We start from the raw sequence: 18,981 nt of genomic DNA, 5'->3' as shown, positions 1-18,981 counted from the left end.
CGGACCCCTAGGCGCAGCGCGTCTTTCCAAAAGGGGTCGCTTTCATGTCCGTCAAACTCTCCCTCGCCGGCGTCAGCGCCATCGCGCTGCTCGCCGCCTCGCCAGCTTTCGGGCAGGGCGCCACGCCGACCGACGAGGGCGAGGCGATCGTCGTCACCGGCCAGCGCGCGCAGCAGGAACGCGCGATCGAGATCAAGCGCGAGGCCGTCGGCATCATGGACGTCGCCGCGGCGGACGAGATCGGCCAGCTTCCCGACCGCAACGTCGCCGAAGTGATCGAGCGCCTGCCCGGCGTCGGCGTGCAATATGATCAGGGCGAGGGACGCTATGTCGCGATCCGCGGTATTCCGTCGGACCTCAACAATTATACCGTCAACGGCTTCGAGCTCGGCAACCCCGACGGCAACACGCGCCGTCTGCCGCTCGACATCGTCTCGGGGCAATTGCTCAACCGCGTCGAGGTGACCAAGGCGAAGACCGCCGATCTCGATGCGCAGGGTATCGGCGGCACGATCAACCTCGTGACTCAGACCGCGTTCGACTTCGCCGAGCCTTTCGTCCTCTCGGCCAATGTGCAAGCGGGTTACCAGACGCTCAACGAGAAGGTGCCGGTACGCGGCGATGCGAGCATCGGCGGGCGCTTCGGCGGCGACGAGCAGTTCGGCATCCTGATCGGCGCGAGCTATTCGAAGCGCGATTTCCAGAGCTTCGGCATCTTTCCCGACGATTGGGCGCCGTTTCCGGGCGCGGCGCGCGGCGGGCTGCCGACCAACATCAAATATACCGATTACCAGCTCGAGCGCGAACGCATCGGGGGCATCGCCTCGCTCGACTGGCGGCCGAGCGACACGACCCACCTGTGGGCGCGCGGGCTCTACAGCAAATTCACCGAGAATGAATATCGCCAGCGCTTCCGCCTCGATTTCGCGACGCAGGCACAACGGGACAATGGGACCGTAACATTGAACCCAGATGGCTTGACCGGCGTATCGACAGTGACCGAGCAGCGATCGGACCTGCGGCTTGAGTATAAGGAGAAGTCCGTTCTCGTCGGCATGGTCGGCGGGACGACCGAGGCCGACGACTGGACCTTCGACTATGGCATCGCGCGCTCGCACAATGAAGTGATCGAGCCGAACCAGCTCTGGCAATTCCGCGGCAACCCGGGGACCGTCGATTTCGACTTCACCGACAAATTGTTCAGCGCGGTGCCGCGCACTCCGCTGACCGCCGACGGCCTCGGCTTTCGCCAATATACGGTGCAGGACGAAAGCGGCGACGAATATATCTGGACTGGCCGGCTCGACGTCACGCGCAAGCTTGGCTTCGGCGACGACAGCTGGCTGAAGCTCGGCGGGAAATATCGCGCGACCGACAAGGATTTCGATGCGAACAACAGCATCTTTTCGCGGGGGAGCAATGCGGCGACGCGCTTCACGCTCGGCCAGTTCGGCTTGCAGGGCGCCGACGTGATTTCGCATGCCGGCGGCGGGCACGACTATCTGATCACGCCGGTGATTGACGCCGGCCTGATCGACGCCTTCACCGCTGACCCCGCGAACGCGGCCTATTTTGTGCTCGACGAGAGCTCGACGCTCGCCAATGCGACGCTGGACGACCTCGACCTCGGCGAAGATATCGCGGCGGGCTATGCGATGGCGAACCTCGATTTCGGGTCGATCACGGTGACGCCGGGCATCCGCGTCGAACGCACCGACCTGACGATCCGCGGGTTCCAGCTCGAGAATGAGGCCGACGTCGTCCCGGTGAACGCGAAGCGCAGCTACACCAACTGGCTGCCGAGCCTGATCGTGCGGATCGAACCGAATGACGAGGTCATTGTCCGCCTCGCCTATACGCGCAGCGTCGGGCGTCCCAATTATTCGGACCTCACCCCCGGCGGCGAGATCGCCTATGAAGCGAACGACGACGGCACATTCGACGGGTCGGTGTCGCTCGGCAACCCGAACCTCGAACCCTATGTCGCCGACGCGCTCGACGCCTCGGCCGAGTGGTATTTTGCGAAGGGCGGGCTGCTTTCGGTCGGCGTGTTCGCCAAATTCATCCAGAACCCCGTCTATACACAAAGCTTTACGCTGCTCGACACCAGCTATGGCGGGCGCGATTATGCCGTGCTCGGCTTCTCGCAAAAGGCGAACGGGACGAGCGCCGACATCATCGGGCTTGAGCTCGCCTATCGCCAGCAGTTCGACTTCCTGCCGAGCTTTCTCTCCGGCTTCGGGCTCGAGGCGAATATGACGCTGATCGATTCGAAGCTGAAAGTTCCCGGCCGTGCCGACCCCGCGGCGTTCCCCGAGCAGTCGAACCTGCTCTATGGCGCGCAGCTTTTCTATCAGAAGGGGCCGATCGAGGCGTCGATCGCCTATCACAACACCGGCAGCGCGCTGATTTCGCTCGGCGCCGATATGCTCGGCGATCAGTATAATGACGATCTGCGCCGGCTCGACGCCAAGGCGTCGTTCGCGTTGACCGACAATGTCAGCCTGTTTGTCGAGGGGCAGAATCTGACCGACGAGCCGACGCGCCAGTATCAGGGCGAGCGCCGTGACTGGATCATCCAGAACGAACGCTATGGCCGGACCTTCTATGCCGGCGCGTCGGTGCGCTTCTGATGCTCGCCGCCGCGCTCCTGACGCTTGCGACGATCGCGGCGCCCGAGGCCGATCAGGGCGTCGCGGCGGATCGGACCCATGTCTATGCCATCGATAATTTCGCGATCGGCAAATATGACAAGGCGAGCGGCAAGCGGGTCGCCGCGTGGGAAGGCGACCCCAAGCTGTTCCCGCACCTCAACAGCTGCGCGGTGGTGAAGGCCGAGCTCGTCTGCGCCGCCTCCAATTATCCGAAGGTGCCGATGGCGAGCAGCGTCGAGATTTTCGATGCAAAGACGCTCCGCCATGTCCGCACGGTCAGCCTCGGGCGGATCTATGGTTCGCTCACCGCGATGGACTGGCACGGCGGAAGCTGGTGGGCGGTGTTCGCTAATTATGACGACCGCGGCGGCGAGCCGGGGCGCGACCACCGCTTCACGACGCTGGTTCGCATGGACGCCTCCTTTCGTCCGCTCGAATCCTGGCTTTTCCCCGACGCCGTACTCGCGCGCTTCGCGCCCAAAAGCTGTTCGGGTTTCGCGTGGGGCGCCGACGGGCTGATGTACGCCAGCGGGCACGACCGGCCCGAAATCTATGCGCTGCGGTTGCCGAAGGCGGGCGCGACGCTCGAACTGGTGGCGACGCTGCCGGTGCCGACCGAGGGGCAGGCGATCGACTGGGACCCGGCCGAGCCGCGCCTGCTGTGGTCGATCGATCGCGCGAAGAAGGAAATCCGGGCGACGCCGGTTCCGGCGCTCTGATCTTTTTGTCGTCCGGGCGCACGGCGCCGCTGTGTTGACGCGCCTCCGGCACCGGCAGTATAGGAGCCGCCCGACCAAGGGCGGCCCGAACGGGGTCGCCTTTTTACTTTTGACTGAAAGGTGCTTGCCATGTCGATCACGCCGCTGATGCCCGTATACCCCCGGTGTGCCGTGCGTCCGGTGCGCGGCGAGGGCGCCTATCTGATCGGCGAGCGAGGCGAGCGCTATCTGGACTTCGCGAGCGGGATCGCGGTCAACCTGCTCGGTCACGGCCACCCGCACCTGACCAAGGCGATTCAGGAGCAGGCCGCGACGCTGATGCATGTGTCGAACCTTTACGGCAGCCCGCAGGGTGAGGCCTATGCCGCGCGGCTGGTCGACAATACCTTCGCCGACACGGTCTTCCTGACCAACTCGGGCGCCGAGGCGGTCGAATGCGCGATCAAGACCGCGCGCGCCTATCATTCGAGCGCGGGCAATCCCGAAAAGCACACCCTCATCACCTTCAACAACGCCTTCCACGGCCGCACGCTCGGCACGATCTCGGCGACCAATCAGGAAAAGCTGCGCAAGGGTTTCGATCCGCTGCTGCCCGGCTTCGCCTATGCGCCGTTCGACGACATCAACGCCGCGCTCGATCTGGTCGACGACAACACCGCGGGTTTCCTTGTCGAGCCGATCCAGGGCGAGGGCGGCATCCGCCCCGCCTCGCAGCCTTTCCTGCAGGCGCTGCGCGACATCTGCGACAAGCGCGACCTGATGCTGATCTTCGACGAGGTCCAGTGCGGCGTCGCGCGCACCGGCCATCTCTATGCCTATGAACATTATGGTGTCGCCCCCGACATTATGGCGAGCGCCAAGGGCATCGGCGGCGGCTTCCCGATGGGGGCGTGCCTCGCGACCGAAAAGGCGGCGCGCGGCATGGTCATTGGCACGCACGGGTCGACCTATGGCGGCAACCCGCTCGCTTGCGCGGCGGGGCAGGCGGTGCTCGACGTCGTGCTCGAAGATGGCTTCCTCGATCAGGTGAAGGCGACCGGCGAGCGGCTGCGCGGCGCGCTCGAACAGCTCATCCCCAACCACGACCATCTGTTCGACAGTGTGCGCGGTGTTGGCCTGATGCTCGGCCTCAAGCTCAATTCGGACAGCCGCGCGTTCGTCGCGCACCTGCGCGACAATCACGGGCTGCTGACCGTCGCGGCGGGCGAGAATGTCGTCCGCGTGCTGCCGCCGCTCAACATCGACGACAGCCACATCGCCGAATTCATCGAAAAACTGTCGGCAGGCGCGGCGAGCTACACGCCGCCCGAGTCCTGATGTTTTCCGTTCCTGCAGAACGGAGGGCATGATGCGGCGCTTCCTGAACCTGTCCGACGCGGGCGGCGACGCCGTAGCCGCGATGCTGTCGGACGCGATCGACCGCAAGACGGCGCGCGCGGGCTGGCCGAAGGCAAAGCCCGACGCCGATGCGCCGCTCGCGGGCCATGTGCTCGCGATGGTGTTCGAGAAGAATTCGACGCGCACGCGCGCATCCTTCGACATCGCGATCCGCCAGCTCGGCGGGGTGCCGATGATCATGGACGCGGGCGTGACCCAGCTCGGGCGCGGCGAGACGATCGCCGATACCGCGCGCGTGCTGTCGCGTTATGCCGATGCGATCATGATCCGCACCGACGATCATGCGAAAGCCGAGGAACTCGCCGAATATGCGAGCGTGCCGGTGATCAACGGCCTCACCGACCTCTCGCACCCGTGCCAGATCGTCGCCGACCTGCTGACGGTGGTCGAGAGTGGCAAGGCGCTGCCGGGGCTCGAACTCGCGTGGCTCGGCGACGGCAACAATGTCCTCGCGTCGCTGATCGAGGCGGCGGGGCTGTTCGGCTTCCACGTCCGCGCCGGCGTGCCGCAAGGCTATGAGCCCGAGGCGAGCTTCGTCGAGGCGGCGCGGGCGAAGGGTTCACGCATCGAGGTCGTGCGCGATGCGCGCGAGGCCGTGGCGGGCGCCGATCTGGTCGTCACCGACACATGGGTGTCGATGGGACAGGATCACGCGCATAACAAGATTGCGGCGATGGCGCCTTATCAGGTCGACGAGCGACTGATGGCGGGTGCGAAGAAAGACGCGATCTTCCTTCATTGCCTGCCCGCGCACCGCGGCGACGAGGTCGTCGATGCGGTGATCGATGGCGCGCAGTCGCGCGTCTGGGACGAGGCCGAAAACCGCGTCCATGCGCAAAAATCGATCCTGCTCTGGGCGCTCGGGAAATTGTGAGTTTAAGGACGTGAGCGAGACCATCGAAACCTGGTTCGACCAGCCTTTGCTGTTCACCATCGCCAAGCGCCATGTACGCGGGCGGCTGGTGCGGCTCGGGCCGACGCTGCGGACGATTATCGGCGCACATAATTATCCGCCGGTCGCCGAAAAACTGCTCGCCGAGGCGCTGGTGCTCACCGTGCTGCTCGGCTCGACGCTGAAGGACGAGAACGGCCAGATGACGCTGCAGGCGCAGACCGGCGGCGGGCCGGTCGAGCTGCTCGTCTGCGATTATCGCGGCGGCGAACTGCGCGGCTACCTCAAGTTCGATGCCGAGCGGCTAGCCGAGGCGGGTTCCGATCCGACCTTGTTCGCGCTGTTCGGCGAGGGCTTTCTTGCGATCACCTTTGATCAGGCGACGACCGGCGAACGCTATCAGGGCATCGTTCCGCTCGAAGGCACGTCGATCGGCGAGGCGGCCGAGCATTATTTCGAGCAATCGGAGCAGATTTCGAGCCTGATCAAGCTCGCCGCGCGTCATGATCCCGAGGCGGGATGCGTTGCCGGCGGATTGCTGCTCCAGCATCTTCCCGAGGGCGAGGTCGGCCGCGACCGGTTGCACGTTCGCCACGACAATCCCGAATGGGAGCATGCCAAGACGATCGCGGCGACGCTCAAGGACGAGGAGCTCACCGATCCCGCGACCTCGCTCGAGACGCTGGCGTGGCGGCTTTTCCATGAGGATGAGGTGCGCGTCGAGCCGGGCGTTACAGTGTCGCGGGGCTGCCGGTGCAGCACCGGCTATTTCGCCGGCGTGCTCGCGCAATTTCCCGAGGCCGAGCGCGCCGAAATGGCCGACGACGACGGCAGGATCGTCGTCGACTGCGCCTTTTGCTCGCGCTTTTTCCCGATCCCGCTCGACGAGATCGCGACCCACGATCGCGCCGAATAACCGAACGGGCTTCGTCGAAGCCGGCGACGAAACGAGCAAATCCAGCGCCAAGCGGTTGAAAAGCCTCGGGCGCGTTGTTACCTACGGGCAACGGGGTCGCATCCAGCCCGCGCGGCGACCAGTGGACAGGTGAAAATGGCGATCTTCTCTCCCCTCGTGCGATATGGTTTGATGGCGCTCGGCCTTGCGGGCGCGGCGACCGCGGTGCCGGCGCAGGCGCCGTCGCTGGCGATGCTCGACCGGCTCGAAAAGGGCAGCTGGCAGCTGCGTGAACGCGGCAAGGACGCGGTCGTCCAGACCGTCTGCGTCGGCGACGCGCGGCGGATGATCCAGGTCTATCACCCGGGTGCGACCTGTTCGCGCTATGTCATCGAGGATACGCCGAATTCGGTGACCGTCCACTATACCTGTCCCGGCGCCGGGCACGGTCGTACGACCATCCGCAGCGAGACGAACCGGCTGGTCCAGATCGATACGCAGGGCATTGCCGAGGGCCGGCCCTTCTCGCAGGCGATCGAAGCGCGGCGCACAGGCGGCTGCTGATCTTTGCGCGCCGCGCTAACCCGATGTTTACCATCCGGCGCTAGGTCGAAGGAAGACATGCTTCTTCGTATGTCTTCTCCCTAACGGCTGTCATGCCGGACTGGGCCGCGCGGCGACCGCCTCGCGGCCCGTTTCTTTGATGCGGCGGGCCCTCTTGCACCCCCGGCGGCACGGGCCTATCTGGCGCCGATGCAGCAAGTTTCCGGAAAAAGCGTGATCGTCCTTCTGTCGGGCGGGCTCGACTCGATGGTCTGTGCGGGCCTCGCGCGCGAAGCGGGCGCGCGCATCGTCGCGCTCACCATCGACTATAACCAGCGCCACCGCGTTGAACTCGAATCCGCCGCGCGCATCGCCGACTATGTCGGCGCCGCCGAACATATCGTGTTGCCGCTCGACCTCCGCCGTTTCGGCGGCTCGGCGCTGACCGCCGACATCGACGTGCCCAAGGACGGAGTGGGCGACGATGTCCCGATCACCTATGTCCCCGCGCGCAACCTGATCTTCCTGTCGTTGACGCTCGGGCTCGCCGAGGCACGGGCTGCGCAGGACATCGTCATCGGCGTCAATGCGCTCGACTATTCGGGCTATCCCGACTGCCGCCCCGAATTCATCCAGGGTTTCGAGAAGCTCGCGGCGCTGGCGACGCGCGACGGCGACAAGGGCGTCGAATTCCGCATCCATGCGCCGCTCCAGCATATGACCAAGGCCGATATCGCCGCCGAAGCGGCGCGGCTCGGCATGGACGCGGGGATGAGCTGGTCGTGCTACGATCCGACGCCCGAGGGGCTGCATTGCGGGGCGTGCGACAGCTGCCGCCTGCGGTCGAAGGGCTTCGCCGACGCGGGTCTCACCGACCCGACGCGCTACGCCTGAAGCCATGACCTACGCCGTCAAAGAGATTTTCCTCACCCTGCAGGGGGAGGGGGCGCAGGCGGGACGCCGCGCGGTCTTCTGCCGCTTTGCCGGCTGCAATTTGTGGACGGGACGCGAGCAGGACCGTGCCAAGGCGATCTGCCAGTTCTGCGATACCGATTTCGTCGGCACCGACGGCACGCTCGGCGGCAAGTATAAATCGGCCGCGGCGCTAGCCGACGTTGTCGCCGAAAGCTGGGGCGAGGGCGGCGAGGACCGCTATATCGTGCTCACCGGCGGCGAGCCGATGCTGCAGGTCGACGACGCGCTGATCGGTGCGCTGCACGATCGCGGCTTCACCATCGCGATCGAAAGCAACGGCACGCTGCCGATCCCGCGCAGCATCGACTGGATCTGCGTCAGCCCGAAAGCGGGAAGCGAACTGGTTCAGACGAGCGGCGACGAACTCAAACTCGTCTGGCCGCAGCCCGGCAGCGATGTCGCGCGGCTCGCGGGCCTCGACTTCAAACATCTGCTCGTCCAGCCGCTCGACGACCCGAACGCGAGCGCCAATGTGCAGGCGTGCATCGATCTGGTGATGGCCGATCCGCGCTGGCGCCTGTCGCTCCAGACGCACAAGCATCTGGGGCTGCGCTAGGCGTTATTCTCCCTTCTTGGCGGCGGCGTCGTCGGTAATCGCCTTTTTCGCGATCGGCATGTCGACCGCTTCGGGATCGTCGCCGTCGTCGCTCGCGGCTTCGTCGCCCTCGCTCGCCGCTTCGGCCTTGGGCGCGTCCTTTTTCGTGTCATCGTCGGGAATGCTGTTGTCGACCGCAGTGCCGTCGCCCGCCACATTATCGAGGACGATCATCGAATCGCTGATCGATCCGGGCTGGACCTCGACCGCGTCGAGCTTGGTCGTCGATTTGCCCGTGCTGTCGCCGCCGCCGCAGGCGGCCAGGGCGAGCAGGGGGAGCGAGGTGAGGAATATGCGGGTCATGCGGGCTTCCTAGTCGGTCGGCCCGAGCTTGTCGAGAAAGGCGGGCAGTGTCTGGGCCAGCGCCGCGTCGACATCGGCGAAGGTCGCGGCCTTGCCGAGCGCGGCGAGGCTGGTCACCGGAAACTCGGCGATGCCGCACGGCACGATCCCGCCGAAATGCGCGAGGTCGGGCGCGACGTTGAGCGAAAAGCCGTGCATCGTCACCCAGCGCTTCACGCGCACGCCGATTGCGCCGATCTTCGCTTCGCGGCCCTCCACATCATCGGTCCAGATGCCGATCCGCCCCTCGGCGCGCCGCGCCGCGACGCCGAGCAGCGCGAGCGCGTCGATCACCCAGCCTTCGAGCGCCGAAACATAGGCGCGCACGTCGCGCCCGCGCCGCGTCAGGTCGAGCTGGACATAGCCGACGCGCTGGCCGGGCCCATGATAGGTATAGCGTCCGCCGCGCCCCGCATCGTAAACCGGGAACTGCGGATTGAGCAGCTCGGCGGGATCGGCGCTCGTTCCCGCGGTATAGAGCGGCGGATGCTCGATCAGCCAGATGCGCTCGCCGGCGCTCCCTGCGTGGATCGCCGCGGCGCGCGCCTCCATGTCGACGAGCGCCGCGTCATAGCAGGTGAGGCCGGGGCTTATCGTCCATTCGGGCGGGGGCAGGGCGGTCATTGTGCCGGCTATCTGGCCCGCCGGGGCCTCGGACGCAAGACCCCCCGGCCCGCATGACCGACAGGGCTGGACAGACGCGCCGAAGATCGTCACCTTCGCGCCAACGGGGAACCAAAAAATGACGGGGTATCAATGGTAAAATTCGACATGGGCGCGGCGTGGGACGACACGTTGCAGCTTTTGAAATCGCACACGGCGCTCGTCGGCACGATCGCGGGCGTATTTCTCTTCCTGCCGGCGCTCGCCTTCGCCTGGTTCGGACCCGTTCCGATCGAGCCGCCCGCGGGCGCCGATTTCAACCAGGTCATGGCGACATTCCGCGAAAGCTTCCGCCAGATGATCCCCGGGCAGGTGGTGATCGCGCTTTGCACCCTGATCGGAACCGCAGCGATCCTGAGGCTCTGGCTCTCGCGGGCGGGGATCAGCGTCGGCGAGGCGCTGACCTTCGGCCTGATGCTCTTCCCGACGATGATTGCGGTCCAGATCCTGTGCGGAATCGCGATCGGTTTCGGTTTCATCCTGCTGATCGTGCCCGGCATCTACCTGATCGGGCGGCTCGCGCTTGTGACGCCTGCAATCGCCGATCGCCGGATCTACAATCCTTTCGAGGCGATCCGGACGAGCTGGGAGCTCACGCGCGACAACGGCTGGGCCGTGTTCTTCTTTCTGTTTCTCGTCGGCATCGTGATCGTGATCGCGGCGTTGATCATCGGCGGCGTCGTCTCGGTGATCTTCGGCAGCGAACCGGGCCTCGGCCGCATGATGGGCGGGCTGGTCGAGGCGGCGTTCGGCGCGATCGGAAGCCTGGTGTCGATCGCGGTATCGGCGGCCGCTTATCGCCAGCTCGCGCTACGGACCTCGTCCGAGGTGTTTCAGTGACGGGCAAGCCCGCAATAATGATAAAGGTGTCGCAATCGGGACGAAGCCGGTCGGTTTTCGTCCAGTCTTGAACGGAGTGAAGAACAGGCTTTGACAAGCAGGGGAAAGTGACATGACGAAAATGAGTATCGGAGCGGCCTTTTCCGAAACCTTCGCGTTTCTGAAGGCCAATTGGATGCAGATGCTGATGTGGGTCGGCGGGGCGCTGATCCTCGTTGGTCTGCTCGGTTATCTGTTTCTCGGGTCGACCTTTTCCGCGATGGCGATGTCGCCCAACGATCCGTCGCTTATCATGGGGGCTTTCGGCAAGATCGGGCTGTTCGCGCTGATCGCCGCGGTCATTTTCTACGGCGTGTCGATGTTGATCTGGCGCGGCGGCATGCACCCCGGCGAAGCGCCCAATTTCGCTTGGGCATTCCAGGCCGGGCCGGCGCTCGCCTTTGGCATGATCGTGGTCATGATCGCCGCCTATATCGTCATCTTCATCGTCATGTTCATCATGACGTTGATCTTCGGTGCGGCGCTCGGTGGCATGGGCGGATTGTCCCCGGCTGCGTTCGAATCGGGCGGCGCCGGCGCGATCGGCGGCGGGGCGATCTTCCTGATGATCATTCTCTATATCGCGATGGTCGTCTTTCTCTTGTGGGTGCAGGGCCGGTTCATGGTTGCCGGGCCGGTGATGGCCGAGCGGCTGACGCGCAATCCGGTTACCGGGCTCGGCGAATCGTGGCGGCTGACCGGCCCGTCGCAATGGGTAATCGTGGGTTTTTACCTGCTCTTCACGATCGGAATGCTCGTCTATATCTTTATCGCAAGCATGATCTTCGGAGGCGTGCTTGGGGCGATCGTTGGCGGATCGGTCGTCGGCGCGATGCTGACGATGATCGTGATGGCGGCGCTCGTCTATCTGCCGATCATCATGATCTCCTTTTCGATGCCGGTGGGCGTCTATCGCGCGATCGCACCGCGCGCGTCGGGCGACGTCTTCGCCTGATCCGGCATAAGCCTAAGAGAGAAGGGCGCTCCGGCAACGGGGCGCCCTTTTCGTATCAGGCCCATTTGGCGAGCGGCGGCAGGCTCATCAGGATCGCGTCGATATTGCCGCCGGTCTTGAGCCCGAACAGCGTGCCGCGGTCGTAGACGAGGTTGAATTCGGCGTAGCGGCCGCGCCAGATAAGCTGTTCCTCGCGCTCGGCCTCGGTGAAGGGCAGGTTCATGCGGCGGCGCACGATCTGCGGGAAAATGTCGAGGAACGCCTCGCCGACCGCCTGCGTCAGCTGGAAATTGCGGTCATATTCGACATCGTCGCCGCATTCGAGATGGTCGTAGAAAATGCCGCCGACGCCGCGATGGACGCCGCGGTGCGGGATATAGAAATAATCCTCGGCCCACTTGGCATAGCGTTCATAAACGTCGGGGCCAAAGGGGGCGCAGGCGGCGCGCAGCCGCGCGTGGAACGCATCGGTATCTTCTTGATACGGGATCGGCGGATTGAGGTCGGCGCCGCCCCCGAACCAGCGCTTCGTCGTCGCGAGGAAGCGCGTGTTCATATGCACCGCGGGGACGTGCGGGTTCGCCATATGCGCGACCAGGCTGATTCCGGTGGCGAAGAAGCTCGGGTCTTCGGCCGCGCCATGGATCGAGGCGGCGAAATCGGGCGCGAACTGGCCACCGACGGTCGAGACATTGACCCCGACCTTTTCGAAAACCTGGCCCGTCATCACGCCGCGCACGCCGCCGCCGCCTTCGCCGGGCGCCAGCCCCTCGGCCTCGCGGTCCCACGGCGTATAGGAAAAGCGCGCGTCGCTTCCCGCCTCGGCCTCGATCGCCTCGAATTCGGCGCAGATGCGGTCGCGAAGCGATTCGAACCAGGTGCGCGCGCGCTGTTGCTGCGGGTCGAGCGAGATCATGCGGGAAAGCCTTTCGTTTGCCGGAGCGCCTCGGCGAGCGCGATGCCAGCCGCGACCGCGACATTCAAGGATCGAAAGCCGGGCAGCATTGGAATCGCGACCCGCGCGGCGGCCGCGTCGTGGACGTGCTTCGGTACCCCGGCGCTTTCCGACCCGAACAGCAGGACGTCGCTTGCCTCGAATTCGAAATCGGGAAGCGGCGTCGCGCCCGCGGTCGTCAGCAGCACGACGCGCTGCCCGCCGATCTGCGACCATATGTGAAAAGCGTCCCAGCCCGGGTGCCGCCGGACGTTGGCACGCACGGCATAATCCATGCCCGCGCGCTTGAGCGCGGCGTCGCCGAACGGAAAACCGCAGGGTTCGATGATGTGCGCCGGCGTGCCGAAGCAGGCGGCAGTGCGCAGGATCGTGCCGACGTTGCCGGCGATGTCGGGTTGGAACAGGGCGATTTCCATGGTGCCGCCATAAAGCCGAAGGCGCCGCGAATCGAGGGGCTTGGCTGCATCGCGGCGGCCGGGTGACGCAAGCGGAAATTGCCTGTTGGCAAGCTCGGACTGTGCGGCTATCAGGCCCGCAATTCCCGGAGGGGCCGCCGGGTTGTGCGCTTTCGTGCGCGTGCAACAGGGACGGCCAAACCTTCGAGAACTATTGTGGTTCACCCATACAAGGGCAATCGAATGGCCAGTGAAACTGAACTCAACGCCGGTATCGAAGATGGCGTACGCCGCCGGGATTTCATCAATATTGCGGCAGTGAGTTTCGCTGGTGTCGGTTCGGTCGCCGTGGTGCTGCCCCTGCTTAACCAGATGAACCCGTCGGCCGACGTGCTCGCGCTGTCGTCGACCGAGATCGACATTTCGGCGATCCAGCCGGGGCAGGCGATCAAGACGAGCTGGCGCAAGCAGCCGGTGTTCGTGCGCAATCTCGTCGCCAAGGAAATCGCCGAAGCCAAGGCGGTCCCGATGGGCGACCTGCGCGATCCGGAAACGATCGACCAGCGCACCAAGCCGGGCAAGGAAAACTGGCTGATCACGCTGGGCGTCTGTACCCATTTGGGCTGCGTGCCGCTCGGCGCAGCCGAGGGCGAGAATCGCGGCGATTTCGGCGGTTATTTCTGCCCGTGCCACGGGTCGCACTACGACACCGCGGCGCGCATCCGTAAAGGGCCAGCACCCAAGAATCTGGTTGTGCCGCCCTATGAATTCACCAGCGACACCGTCGTGACGATCGGCTGAGGAGAGGAATAAGATGAGCTTTCCCTGGGCGAAACCCTATGAGCCGACGCATCCGCTGATGAAGTGGATGGACGAGAAGCTGCCGATTCCGCGCCTCGTCTATAATGCCACGGGGCCCGGCTATCCGGTCCCGCGCAACCTCAACTATTTCTGGAACTTCGGCGTCCTTGCTGGCGCCGCGCTGATGATTCAGATCATCACCGGCATCGTTCTTGCGATGCACTATGCGGCGAATGCAGACGTCGCGTTTAACTCGGTCGAGCATATCATGCGCGACGTGAACGCCGGCTGGTTCATCCGCTACGCGCATATGAACGGCGCGAGCATGTTCTTCATCGTCGTCTATCTCCACATCTTCCGCGGCCTTTATTACGGTTCGTACAAGGCTCCGCGCGAGATGGTGTGGCTGCTCGGCGTCGTGATCTTCCTCCTCATGATGGCGACCGCTTTCATGGGCTACGTCCTTCCGTGGGGCCAGATGAGCTTCTGGGGTGCGCAGGTGATCACCGGCTTCTTCTCGGCGATTCCGCTCGTCGGCGAGCCGGTGCGCGAATGGCTGCTCGGCGGCTTCGTCCCCGACAACGCGACGCTCAACCGCTTCTTCTCGCTGCACTATCTGCTGCCGTTCGTGATCCTGGGTGTCATCATCCTGCACATTTGGGCGCTGCACATCCCGGGTTCGTCGAACCCGACGGGCATCGAAGTGAAGGACGAACAGGACACCGTCCCGTTCCACCCCTATTACACCGCGAAGGACGGCTTTGGCGTCGGCGTCTTCCTGCTCGTATTCGTCGCGCTGACCTTCTTCAGCCCGAACACGCTCGGCCACGCCGACAATTATATCCCGGCGAACTCGCTTTCAACCCCGGCGCATATCGTTCCCGAATGGTATTTCCTGCCCTTCTACGCGATCCTGAAGGCCTTCACCTTCAACTTCCTGTGGATCGACGCGAAGCTATGGGGCGTCATCGCGATGTTCGCATCGATCGCGCTGCTGTTCTTCCTGCCCTGGCTCGACAGCTCGCCGATCAAATCGTCGAACTATCGTCCGCTGTACCGCATCTTCTTCTGGATCCTCGTCGCCGACGTGCTGCTCCTCGGCTGGTGCGGCATGCAGCCCGCCGAACAGCCGTGGGTGATCCTCAGCCAGCTGGGTGCGATCTATTATTTCGCTCACTTCCTGGTGATCCTGCCGATCGTGTCGCGGATCGAACGCCCGCTGCCGATGCCGAATTCGATCACCGAAGCGGTCCTCGCCAAACACGCCACCGACGCGACGTCGGCTTCGGCAACGGCCTGAGCGCCGGACTTTAATAGGAGCTGATACAGCCATGGTTCGTCCGCTCGGTTTTCTCGTCGGTCTCGGTTTCATTACCGCGCTGGTGCTCGCGATCCTCACGACGCCGCTCAAGAATGAGCCCAATGTCGCGCACGAGTTTCACAAGCATCCCAAGCATCTGAAGCTCGCCAGCGACGGCATCCTGCTGCCGCATTGGGACAAGGCCCAGCTGCAACGCGGGATGCAGGTTTACAAGGAAGTCTGCTCGGCCTGCCACAGCCTGCACCTCGTCGCCTTCCGCGACATTGCGGACCTCGGATACACCGAAGGGCAGATCAAGACTTTCGCCAAGGGCTTCCAGGTCCCGTCGATCAACCCCGACACGGGTGAGCCGGCGACCCGCGACGGCCTGCCGTCGGATTATTTTCCGTCGCCCTATGCGAATGAAGTCGCCGCGCGCGCCGCGAACAACAATGCGCTGCCGCCCGATCTTTCGCTGATCACCAAGGCGCGCGAAGGTGGCAAGGACTATGTCTATTCGCTGCTGACCGGCTTCCAGAACCCACCGGCGAACCTGCCGGCAGAGCTGAAGCCGGGCACGGGGCTGCACTACAACCCCTATTTCGCGAACCTCAACCTCGCGATGGCGCCGCCGCTGACCGAAGGCCAGGTCACCTATGCCGACGGCACCAAGGCGACGGTCGACCAGATGTCGAAGGACGTGACCGCGTTCCTGGTCTGGACTGCCGAACCGAAGCTGATCAAGCGCATCCAGGTCGGTTATGCCGTCTTCTTCTTCCTGCTCATCTTCACGGTGCTGACCTACCTGTCGTACCGGAACATCTGGGCCGACAAGAAGCATTGAGGGAAAAGGGAAGGGCGATTGTGACCACATGATCGCCCTTCCGCCCCAGCCGGATCTCGACCTCACGTCGCTGGTCCGCACCATCCCGGACTTTCCAAAGCCGGGCATCCAGTTTCGCGACATCACGACGCTGATCGGCGACGCCGCCGGTTTCAGTGAGAGCGTGCGCCGGCTGAGCGCACGCGCGGCGGCCTATCGCCCCGATTTCGTCGTCGCGGTCGAAGCGCGCGGCTTCCTGTTCGGCGCCGCGATGGCGACCGCGATGGGCCTCGGCGTCGTCCCCGTGCGCAAGGCGGGCAAGCTGCCCGGCGTGACGATCGGCGTCGATTACGAACTCGAATATGGCGTCGACCGCCTCGAACTGCACGAAGGCGCCGTGCTGCCCGGGCACCGCGTTATCCTCGTCGACGATCTGCTCGCGACCGGCGGCACGATCCTCGCCGCCGCGGCGCTGATGCGGAGCGTCGGCGCCGAAGTCGCCGCGGCGCTGTTCGTCATCGACCTGCCCGACCTCGGAGGATCGCAGCGGCTGACGGCGGCGGGGCTGGCGTGCGAAACGCTGATCGCCTTCGACGGCGACTGACAGCGGCGAAGGAAACGATGAGCCGCCTTTCGGACAATTGTGCGGACGGGAGGCGTCAGGCCGCCATGTCGGCCATCGCAGCGTCGGCTTCGATACAGAAGAGCGCGCGCGCCTTTCCATCCGCCTTCGCGCGATAGAGAGCGGCATCGGCACACGCCAAAAGGCGTTCCAGCTCGACTCCCAGCTTGGGCGCGGTGGCGATGCCGACGCTGACCGACACCGACATCGATATGCCATCGACGACATAGGGCTTGCTGATCTCGCGGATGATCCGGCGCGCGAGCAACTCGGCTTCGGAATCATCGCGCAAGCCGATCTGAAGCACGACGAATTCGTCTCCGCCCAGCCGCGACACGACGTCGTCGGCGCGAACCATCCCCTCAAGGCGCCGCGCGACCTGTTCGAGCAACGCGTCGCCCGCCGGATGGCCGTAGCGATCGTTGATCGCCTTGAAGCCGTCGAGGTCGAGAAAATGCAGTGCGACCATGTTTTTGGCGCGGATCGCCGTCTCGGTATGAAGCTGGAACAGTTCGCGGAGCAGCAGGCGATTCGAGAGACCGGTCAATGCGTCGGTTCTTGCAAGCTTCGCCATGTCGTGCCGTGCCGTATGGTGCTCGACCGCCGAGCGGTAGAGGTGGGCAACGGTCTGGAGGCTGAGCGCCGTGATCATCGCGACAACCAGCGCCTCGACCAGAAACAGTTCGGCATGCAACGGCATGCCATGGCGTTCGAGCGCATGGAGCGTCAGCGCGGCAACAGTCGGCAGCGTTGCGAGAAGCAGGCTGATTACGCAGATATTCGGGCGGATCGAGGTGCGCGAGACGATACCCGCGCCAAAGCTGAATACCAGACTGATCGTGATGAGATGCAGCAGCGGATAATGGGCGGAGATTGCGACCATGTTGAGAAGTGCCAACAGGATCGCGAAGGCATAGTTTCCGATCGCGTAACGCCGTTCCCAGCGTCTGAGGTCGTCGAAACTGCCCACCGGGGCGGCGCGGGAATAGGCACGGATGGTGGCGAGGCGCAGAAGGGTGGTGAGAGCGCCCATTGCGGCCAGAAAGAGCAGGAAGGGGCTTTCGAGCTCGCGGCCGACAAGCAGGCAGATGCCGACGAACACGATTCCGAGCCCGGATATGGGAAGCCACATGCTGTACAGCATCGCCACAAAATCGCGATACACCGGTAACGGCAGGGCCGCCGGGCTGGGAAAAATCCGAAAGCGAAAGCGGCGCGGCTCGATCGGTGTGGAGGAATCCGACCGTCTCATGCTGCCCACTGTGCACCAATCATATTAACGTCCGGTAACGATGGATCGCCCGACGCCAGAAAAGGGCGGATCGAGCCGCCGCGCAAAGAAAAAGCCCGCGCCGAAGCGCGGGCTATCGCCCCCGTGGCAAACGGGTTGTTATCAGAATGGCAGCCAATTCTGTTTCTTGCGGAACTTCATATAGCCGACGTTCGCGCCGAGCCGTGCGCCGACGCCGACGCGGATCGGGATGAGCACGACGTCGCCGCGGCGCAGATAGCTCGCGTTGAAGCCGCCGACCAGATAGGCGGCGCCTTCGCCCGCCGGATAACGCTTGTAGAGGTCCTCGCTGTCGAAGAGGTTATAGACGAGGACGAAGGTGTTGCCGGCATTGGCGCCGGCGTCGAAACCGATCGACGGGCCGGTCCAATAGGCGGGAAGCTCGCCCTCGATCTTGTGGTGGAGCGTCCCCGACCCGTAGCGCAGCCCGACCACCAGCGCGCCGCCCGCCTCGCGCCCGACGATATAGGCATTGGGTTCGCCCTGTTCCTTGAGGATATCCTCGATCAAGCCGGCAAGCCCCTGCGCGCCCTTGCCGAAGATGCCTTCGGCGGCGCCAATCAGATCATCCTTCTTATAGGTCGAACTGGCGTCGGCGGAAACGTCGGTGGCCGTCACGTCGGCGGGAGCGGCGCTAGCCGCCGTGCTGCCGTCGATGGGCACTTCGCTCGTCTGCTGATCGCCGGTCGCAAGGTCGCTGTCGTAAGACGGGTCCGTCGTCGAGCTCGTCACCGGCGGCGGGGCGGGATTATCGAGGTCGGAATCGATTTCCATGTTGCTGGGGTCGATCTCGCGCATCTGCGCCGCCGCGGGCAGCGGCGTCAGCGCGAGGCCGAGCGATGCCATCGCCGCAAAAGCAAGGCTGGTGAACGTCTTCCGCATAGTGGACCCCCAAAAATCGAACCGCGCCTTCACGGCGAAACCTGCGTTAATCATGACTCGCTTTGGCGCCCGGGCAATGAACGGGCGATGACCCGAGTCGAATTTGCGCCGGATCGAATCGTTCGCGCGACGAAATGGCCGCGGCGACGTCAAAAAAGCACAATCTTTGGCGTTGCGGGGCGCGAAGCGCATAGCTATAGCGACCCGCCTAGGCCAGACTGCCGTTAGCGCGGCAGACCATGCGGAGACGTGGGTGAGTGGCTGAAACCAACGGTTTGCTAAACCGTCGTACTGGTAAATCCGGTACCGAGGGTTCGAATCCCTCCGTCTCCGCCACCTCATTTCCCGATCGATCGAAGCGAGCCGACCGTCCTACCGGGTGGTCCCTCCGGCCGCTGTCCG

20 protein-coding genes and 1 tRNA gene are annotated in these 18,981 nt (G+C 64.6%); 15 read left to right on the top strand and 6 right to left on the bottom strand.

Features of this window, described 5'->3' with window-relative positions; translation table 11 throughout:
• Nucleotides 1-44: 44 nt before the first annotated feature.
• From FG95_RS03180 to queE, 8 genes are all read left to right on the top strand, one after another.
• On the top strand, nucleotides 45-2,633 hold the full coding sequence (locus FG95_RS03180; RefSeq protein ID WP_037553925.1) for a TonB-dependent receptor: 2,589 nt from the start codon (nucleotides 45-47) through the stop codon (nucleotides 2,631-2,633).
• A complete protein-coding gene (locus FG95_RS03175; protein WP_037553924.1) occupies nucleotides 2,633-3,373 on the top strand; it encodes a hypothetical protein in 741 nt (246 codons plus the stop codon). The genes FG95_RS03180 and FG95_RS03175 overlap by 1 nt, the downstream gene beginning before the upstream one ends.
• A 129-nt stretch (nucleotides 3,374-3,502) precedes the next feature.
• A complete protein-coding gene (locus FG95_RS03170; protein WP_037553923.1) occupies nucleotides 3,503-4,690 on the top strand; it encodes an aspartate aminotransferase family protein in 1,188 nt (395 codons plus the stop codon).
• Nucleotides 4,691-4,718: 28 nt separating this feature from the next.
• Nucleotides 4,719-5,645 (top strand): ornithine carbamoyltransferase, encoded by a 927-nt coding sequence (gene argF, locus FG95_RS03165; RefSeq protein WP_037553922.1) that lies wholly within the window; start codon nucleotides 4,719-4,721, stop codon nucleotides 5,643-5,645.
• 10 nt (nucleotides 5,646-5,655) lie between these two features.
• Complete coding sequence (gene hslO, locus FG95_RS03160; protein WP_235211439.1) at nucleotides 5,656-6,579, top strand: Hsp33 family molecular chaperone HslO; 924 nt, start codon at nucleotides 5,656-5,658, stop codon at nucleotides 6,577-6,579.
• A 135-nt stretch (nucleotides 6,580-6,714) separates the two neighbouring features.
• Nucleotides 6,715-7,122, top strand: coding sequence for a hypothetical protein (locus FG95_RS03155; protein WP_037553921.1), 408 nt, complete (start codon nucleotides 6,715-6,717; stop codon nucleotides 7,120-7,122).
• Between the two features lie 189 nt (nucleotides 7,123-7,311).
• Entirely contained in the window at nucleotides 7,312-7,995 is a 684-nt protein-coding gene (queC, locus tag FG95_RS03150) for a 7-cyano-7-deazaguanine synthase QueC (RefSeq protein WP_037553920.1), read from the top strand.
• Between the two features lie 4 nt (nucleotides 7,996-7,999).
• Nucleotides 8,000-8,632: a 7-carboxy-7-deazaguanine synthase gene (queE, locus tag FG95_RS03145; protein ID WP_037553919.1), complete on the top strand. Its 633-nt coding sequence runs from the start codon at nucleotides 8,000-8,002 to the stop codon at nucleotides 8,630-8,632.
• A 3-nt stretch (nucleotides 8,633-8,635) separates the two neighbouring features.
• Here the strand turns inward: queE and FG95_RS03140 are convergent, their stop codons facing one another.
• Together FG95_RS03140 and lipB are read right to left on the bottom strand one after the other, a co-directional pair.
• On the bottom strand, nucleotides 8,636-8,974 hold the full coding sequence (locus FG95_RS03140) for a hypothetical protein (protein ID WP_037553918.1): 339 nt from the start codon (nucleotides 8,972-8,974) through the stop codon (nucleotides 8,636-8,638).
• A 9-nt stretch (nucleotides 8,975-8,983) separates the two neighbouring features.
• A complete protein-coding gene (lipB, locus tag FG95_RS03135; RefSeq protein ID WP_037553917.1) occupies nucleotides 8,984-9,637 on the bottom strand; it encodes a lipoyl(octanoyl) transferase LipB in 654 nt (217 codons plus the stop codon).
• 132 nt (nucleotides 9,638-9,769) lie between these two features.
• Here lipB and FG95_RS03130 point away from each other — a divergent pair, with 132 nt between their 5' ends.
• Both FG95_RS03130 and FG95_RS03125 read left to right on the top strand, forming a co-directional pair.
• Complete coding sequence (locus tag FG95_RS03130; protein WP_037553916.1) at nucleotides 9,770-10,516, top strand: hypothetical protein; 747 nt, start codon at nucleotides 9,770-9,772, stop codon at nucleotides 10,514-10,516.
• 112 nt (nucleotides 10,517-10,628) lie between these two features.
• On the top strand, nucleotides 10,629-11,510 hold the full coding sequence (locus FG95_RS03125) for a hypothetical protein (RefSeq protein ID WP_037553915.1): 882 nt from the start codon (nucleotides 10,629-10,631) through the stop codon (nucleotides 11,508-11,510).
• 55 nt (nucleotides 11,511-11,565) lie between these two features.
• Here the strand turns inward: FG95_RS03125 and hemF are convergent, their stop codons facing one another.
• Together hemF and FG95_RS03115 are read right to left on the bottom strand one after the other, a co-directional pair.
• Nucleotides 11,566-12,426, bottom strand: a complete 861-nt coding sequence (hemF, locus tag FG95_RS03120; protein WP_037553914.1) for an oxygen-dependent coproporphyrinogen oxidase — start codon at nucleotides 12,424-12,426, stop codon at nucleotides 11,566-11,568.
• On the bottom strand, nucleotides 12,423-12,881 hold the full coding sequence (locus FG95_RS03115; protein ID WP_037553913.1) for a tRNA (cytidine(34)-2'-O)-methyltransferase: 459 nt from the start codon (nucleotides 12,879-12,881) through the stop codon (nucleotides 12,423-12,425). Before FG95_RS03115 ends, hemF begins: the two co-directional genes overlap by 4 nt.
• A 222-nt stretch (nucleotides 12,882-13,103) precedes the next feature.
• Here FG95_RS03115 and petA point away from each other — a divergent pair, with 222 nt between their 5' ends.
• Genes petA through FG95_RS03095 form a run of 4 tightly spaced genes read left to right on the top strand, consistent with a single transcriptional unit; the run spans nucleotide 13,104 to nucleotide 16,388 of the window.
• Nucleotides 13,104-13,661, top strand: coding sequence for a ubiquinol-cytochrome c reductase iron-sulfur subunit (petA, locus tag FG95_RS03110; protein WP_037553912.1), 558 nt, complete (start codon nucleotides 13,104-13,106; stop codon nucleotides 13,659-13,661).
• Between the two features lie 13 nt (nucleotides 13,662-13,674).
• Nucleotides 13,675-14,961: a cytochrome b gene (locus FG95_RS03105; RefSeq protein ID WP_037553911.1), complete on the top strand. Its 1,287-nt coding sequence runs from the start codon at nucleotides 13,675-13,677 to the stop codon at nucleotides 14,959-14,961.
• 31 nt (nucleotides 14,962-14,992) lie between these two features.
• Nucleotides 14,993-15,805, top strand: a complete 813-nt coding sequence (locus tag FG95_RS03100; RefSeq protein ID WP_037553910.1) for a cytochrome c1 — start codon at nucleotides 14,993-14,995, stop codon at nucleotides 15,803-15,805.
• A 28-nt stretch (nucleotides 15,806-15,833) separates the two neighbouring features.
• The gene (locus FG95_RS03095) at nucleotides 15,834-16,388 is read left to right on the top strand and encodes an adenine phosphoribosyltransferase (RefSeq protein WP_037553909.1); all 555 of its coding nucleotides are present in this window, start codon (nucleotides 15,834-15,836) and stop codon (nucleotides 16,386-16,388) included.
• A gap of 55 nt (nucleotides 16,389-16,443) precedes the next feature.
• Here FG95_RS03095 and FG95_RS03090 read toward each other — a convergent pair whose 3' ends face one another.
• Nucleotides 16,444-17,571 (bottom strand): GGDEF domain-containing protein, encoded by a 1,128-nt coding sequence (locus tag FG95_RS03090; RefSeq protein ID WP_235211438.1) that lies wholly within the window; start codon nucleotides 17,569-17,571, stop codon nucleotides 16,444-16,446.
• Between the two features lie 228 nt (nucleotides 17,572-17,799).
• Nucleotides 17,800-18,579, bottom strand: a complete 780-nt coding sequence (locus FG95_RS03085; RefSeq protein ID WP_037553961.1) for a DUF1134 domain-containing protein — start codon at nucleotides 18,577-18,579, stop codon at nucleotides 17,800-17,802.
• Between the two features lie 243 nt (nucleotides 18,580-18,822).
• Here FG95_RS03085 and FG95_RS03080 point away from each other — a divergent pair.
• Nucleotides 18,823-18,915, top strand: a tRNA-Ser gene (locus FG95_RS03080).
• Nucleotides 18,916-18,981: the final 66 nt, after the last annotated feature.

The organism is Sphingopyxis sp. LC363, from assembly GCF_000756385.1.
Lineage (GTDB): Bacteria > Pseudomonadota > Alphaproteobacteria > Sphingomonadales > Sphingomonadaceae > Sphingopyxis.
This window is presented reverse-complemented; position numbering and strand designations above follow the sequence as displayed.